Source organism: Methylobacterium sp. WL18, from assembly GCF_008040015.1.
GTDB lineage: Bacteria > Pseudomonadota > Alphaproteobacteria > Rhizobiales > Beijerinckiaceae > Methylobacterium > Methylobacterium mesophilicum.
This window is the reverse complement of the sequence record NZ_VRVD01000488.1, coordinates 1-3,528: the sequence shown is the minus strand read 5'-3', so window position 1 is coordinate 3,528 and position 3,528 is coordinate 1. Positions and strand designations below refer to the sequence as shown.

The following is a 3,528-nucleotide window of genomic DNA, read 5'->3' as shown; positions in this document are numbered from 1 at the left end:
GCGTGGTGCCGGCCGCCTGCCGGATCCCGGGCGCCGGGCCCGGCCCGATCCTCCGACGGCGCGGCTGAGATGCCGGCAGGATCCGATCCGGGCGCGCCCCAGGATCGACAGTCATTCTCCAGAAAAAAACGCGGCCCTGCGGCAACGAAACGCGGAACCCGGCATTGATTGATCTAGATCAGTTCACCCGTCGCCACGACAACGCGGACCGTTCCTCGCCTCAACGCGAGACCGGAAGCAAACATCATGATTGAAGACGATCTCAACCCGCCGCATGTTGGCCTGAACGCGGATCCCATTCTGTACGGGGTCGCGGCCGGGTTGGCGGTCCTGTTTCCGCCGGTGCTTCTGCACGGGCAGGATCCGGCCGATCAAGCGGTAGCGTATGCCAGCGACGCGGATCCGGACACGCACGACGCGGATTGAACGACGCCGCGCTCGTCACGCCCGCCACGGTCCCTCACCATTAGGCGGCGAGGCGCCCGATCAGCAGCAACGTCGCCAGCACCGGAGCGGTCGCCGCAAGCCAGAGCGCGCCGGAATGGAGTGCGGGCGGTGCGGTGAAACGAAGGCTCTGCGACACGCCGGGGCGCAGGATCGCCCCACGCCCGAACCCGATCTGGACTGCCATGCGCCGCCTCCTCGATGCACGAGGAAGAGGGCCCGATCGCCCTCAAGGACGTCTGAATCACCGGCGGCGTTCGTAGAGTGTGGTGAATCCGGGCTTAAGCGTACCGATCCCGCCGAACCGACGGTCAGAGCGCCCGGTCGAACTTCAATTCGCCGTTCGGGCTCTTCAGCACGAGCTGGGAGCCGACCAGGTCCCACACAGCCGCGGTGCGCAGGGCGACGAAGAACGCCTGCTCGGTGGCCGCGAGACCCTTGTCGCAGCTCTTCTTGGTGAGGGCGAGCGGGCCCACCGCGAGGTGCTGATCCTTCAGCGGGAAGGCGGTCGCCGCGAAGGTGTTGCAACCGCCGTAGCCGCGAGCGCGGTACTGCTTGTCGATGATGAAGCTCGGGCGGTCGCCACCGGTGAACGGCTTGCCGTTGAGGCTCACCGCCGTCCAGGTCGAATCGAGCGGGAAGATCTTCTCGCTCGCCTTGGTGCCCGGCACGTATTGCGGCTTCTTCTCCTCCTCGCCGCCGGGGCGGCGGTTGCCGCGGCCGAAGCCCGTGGGGGCGCCGCCGCCCATCTGGGCTTGGGCCTGCGTCGCTGCAGTCAGGTCCACGGCCATCACGGCACAGGCCAGGGTGGCGATCAGCACCGCTCTCATCGTTCTGCCCTCATCGTGCGCGCACGGCGCCAGTCCATCGTCCATCCGGGGGGACGCGACGCCCGCCCGACTCCCCCCTGAGTCGCACGGCGCGGTCGCCCCGAATCCATACAGCCCCGCGCATGCGACGGAATTTCAGCACAATTATGGTCGCGGCGCATCGCGCGGCGCCCGGAAACGATCGGCGACGGATATCGTTGTCGATCATCCCGAGGGGACCAACGACGGGTGGAGGACGACGTGGCAGGATCGGACGAGGGCGGGCAAGCCGGGGCGAGCACAGCGGCGATGAGCCCGGCGCAGTCGCGGGCGGCCCGGGGACTGCTCGGGTGGTCCGAGGCGGAACTGGCCGCAAAGGTCGGCCTCGACGAGCGGTTCGTGCGCGATTTCGAGAGTGGCTACGGCGACCCGCCGAGCGGGCAGATCGAAGCCCTGCGCAGCGCGCTCTGCACGGCGGGCGCGGTGTTCGACGACGTGCCGAATCCCGGTGTCCACCTGGCGGCCGAGGCCAAGGCCGACGAGGGCGTCCGTCTCGGCGCGCTCACCACGGAGAACGACCGATAGCGCCTGCTTCGGACGGCGCCGCTCATGGCGCGTTCAGCCGCCGGGGCCGATAGCCGGAGGGCAAGACCTGCTCGCCGTCCCAGGAGCGATCCGTGACCGTTCACGCCAGCCCCACGATCCGCAACGGCGCCCCGGGCGCCTCCGCGACGGGGACACGCTGATGCGGGCCGACGCCTTCCTGGCCGCATCCGACGCGCTTCCGGTGGCGGATCTCGCCAAACTGGTGGAGCGGGGCGGCCTCGTCGTGGTCGCGCCCCATCCCGACGACGAGAGCCTGGGCTGCGGCGGCCTGATCGCGGCGGCCCGCGTGGCGGGGCGGCCGGTGCATCTCGTGGTCGTGAGCGACGGGTGCGGCTCGCACACCCATTCCCGCCTGTACCCGCCCGCGGCGCTGCGCACCCTGCGCGAGGCGGAGACGCTCCGGGCGGTGTCGATCCTCGGCCTCGCGGCAGAGGACGTGACCTTCCTGCGCCTGCCCGATGCGCATGTGCCGAGCGACGGCCCCGAGGCCGAAGCGGCCGCGCACGCGGTGGTGCAGGCCGCGGCCCGGTGCGGTGCCGGCGCGGTCTTCGTGACCTGGCGACACGATCCCCATTGCGACCACAAGGCAGCCGCCGCCATCGTCGGGCTGGCCCGGCGGCAGATGCCGGGCGTCGTGGTCTACGAATACCCCGTCTGGGGCTGGACCCTGCCGCCGGACACCGAGGTCGGCCCGGCACCGGAGGGCCTGCGCCTGGACGTCTCGGCACATCGCGAGACCAAGACCCGGGCGGTGGCCGCGCACGCGTCGCAGACCACCGACCTGATCTCGGACGACCCCCAGGGTTTCCGTCTCGAGCCCGCCATGATCGCGCGGCTCTGCGGCCCCTACGAACGCTTCGTCAGGATCCCCGCATGAGCCGGCGAACCGAGACCCTCCCGGAAGATTACTTTGCCGGCATCTATGCCAGCGATCCGGATCCGTGGAAGTTCACGAGTTCGGCCTACGAGCGGGACAAGTACGCCGCGACGCTGGCAGCACTGCCGAGGCCGCGCTACCGCGCCGCCTTCGAGCCGGCCTGCGCGATCGGGGTGTTCACCCGCGCCCTGTCCGAGCGCTGCGACCGGCTGCTCGCGGCCGATCCGGTCCTTGCCGCGGTCGAGGCGGCCCGCGCGCGCTGTGCCGACCGGCCGAGCGTGGAGATCCGCCAGGGCGCGCTCCCGGCGGACTGGCCGGAGGGCCGGTTCGACCTGATCGTGCTGGCCGAGTTCCTGTACTTCCTCGCCCCGTCCGATCTGGCTGAACTGGTCCGGCGCGCCGGCGACGCGATCGAGCCCGGCGGCGACCTGGTGCTGGTCCACTGGATCGGCGAGACCGACTATCCGCAATCGGGCGACGAGGCTGCCGAGAGCTTCATCGCGCAGGCAGCCCCGTTCGCGGGCCTGCTGCATCAGGCCCGGACCGACAAGTACCGGCTCGACGTGCTGCGCGCCGGAGACGCGGCGTGAGCACCACGGTCATCACCCTGAACAAAGGCCGGGGGGCGCACCTCGCCCGTCTGCTCGAAGGCCTCGCGCGCGGCGCCCCGCCCGACGCCTGCATCGTGGTCGAGATCGGCGGCGACGACGCACCCCTGCCGGACCTGCCGTTTCCCGTCGCGCGCGTCCCGTTCCGACGGGACGGCTTGCCGCTCGCCGCCGCGCGCAACGC

Annotated in this window: 6 protein-coding genes and 1 pseudogene; 5 read left to right on the top strand and 2 right to left on the bottom strand. The window is 71.1% G+C overall.

What is annotated here, in order from left to right; translation table 11 throughout:
- Positions 1-246: 246 nt before the first annotated feature.
- Positions 247-426, top strand: a complete 180-nt coding sequence (locus FV228_RS23525) for a hypothetical protein (protein ID WP_147856785.1) — start codon at positions 247-249, stop codon at positions 424-426.
- A 40-nt stretch (positions 427-466) separates the two neighbouring features.
- On the opposite strand, the gene FV228_RS33375 is transcribed toward FV228_RS23525, so the two are convergent.
- On the bottom strand, positions 467-631 hold the full coding sequence (locus tag FV228_RS33375; protein ID WP_187277878.1) for a hypothetical protein: 165 nt from the start codon (positions 629-631) through the stop codon (positions 467-469).
- A 124-nt stretch (positions 632-755) separates the two neighbouring features.
- The gene (locus FV228_RS23520) at positions 756-1,274 is read right to left on the bottom strand and encodes an META domain-containing protein (RefSeq protein WP_147856784.1); all 519 of its coding nucleotides are present in this window, start codon (positions 1,272-1,274) and stop codon (positions 756-758) included.
- Between the two features lie 240 nt (positions 1,275-1,514).
- Here FV228_RS23520 and FV228_RS23515 point away from each other — a divergent pair, with 240 nt between their 5' ends.
- The 4 genes and pseudogenes from FV228_RS23515 to FV228_RS23500 form a co-directional block, all read left to right on the top strand.
- Positions 1,515-1,838, top strand: coding sequence for a helix-turn-helix domain-containing protein (locus FV228_RS23515; protein WP_147856783.1), 324 nt, complete (start codon positions 1,515-1,517; stop codon positions 1,836-1,838).
- 160 nt (positions 1,839-1,998) lie between these two features.
- Positions 1,999-2,736, top strand: a complete 738-nt coding sequence (locus FV228_RS23510) for a PIG-L deacetylase family protein (protein ID WP_147856782.1) — start codon at positions 1,999-2,001, stop codon at positions 2,734-2,736.
- Positions 2,733-3,326 (top strand): SAM-dependent methyltransferase, encoded by a 594-nt coding sequence (locus FV228_RS23505; RefSeq protein WP_147856781.1) that lies wholly within the window; start codon positions 2,733-2,735, stop codon positions 3,324-3,326. The genes FV228_RS23510 and FV228_RS23505 overlap by 4 nt, the downstream gene beginning before the upstream one ends.
- Positions 3,323-3,528: pseudogene (locus FV228_RS23500) on the top strand (glycosyltransferase family 2 protein); the annotation flags it as partial. The gene FV228_RS23505 and the pseudogene FV228_RS23500, both read left to right, overlap by 4 nt.

Coding starts and splice junctions, on each gene's coding strand:
- FV228_RS23510 (WP_147856782.1), top strand. CDS start 1,999: ATGCGGGCCGACGCCTTCCTGGCCGCATCCGACGCGCTTCCGGTGGCG.
- FV228_RS23520 (WP_147856784.1), bottom strand. CDS start 1,274: ATGAGAGCGGTGCTGATCGCCACCCTGGCCTGTGCCGTGATGGCCGTG.
- FV228_RS23505 (WP_147856781.1), top strand. CDS start 2,733: ATGAGCCGGCGAACCGAGACCCTCCCGGAAGATTACTTTGCCGGCATC.
- FV228_RS33375 (WP_187277878.1), bottom strand. CDS start 631: ATGGCAGTCCAGATCGGGTTCGGGCGTGGGGCGATCCTGCGCCCCGGC.
- FV228_RS23525 (WP_147856785.1), top strand. CDS start 247: ATGATTGAAGACGATCTCAACCCGCCGCATGTTGGCCTGAACGCGGAT.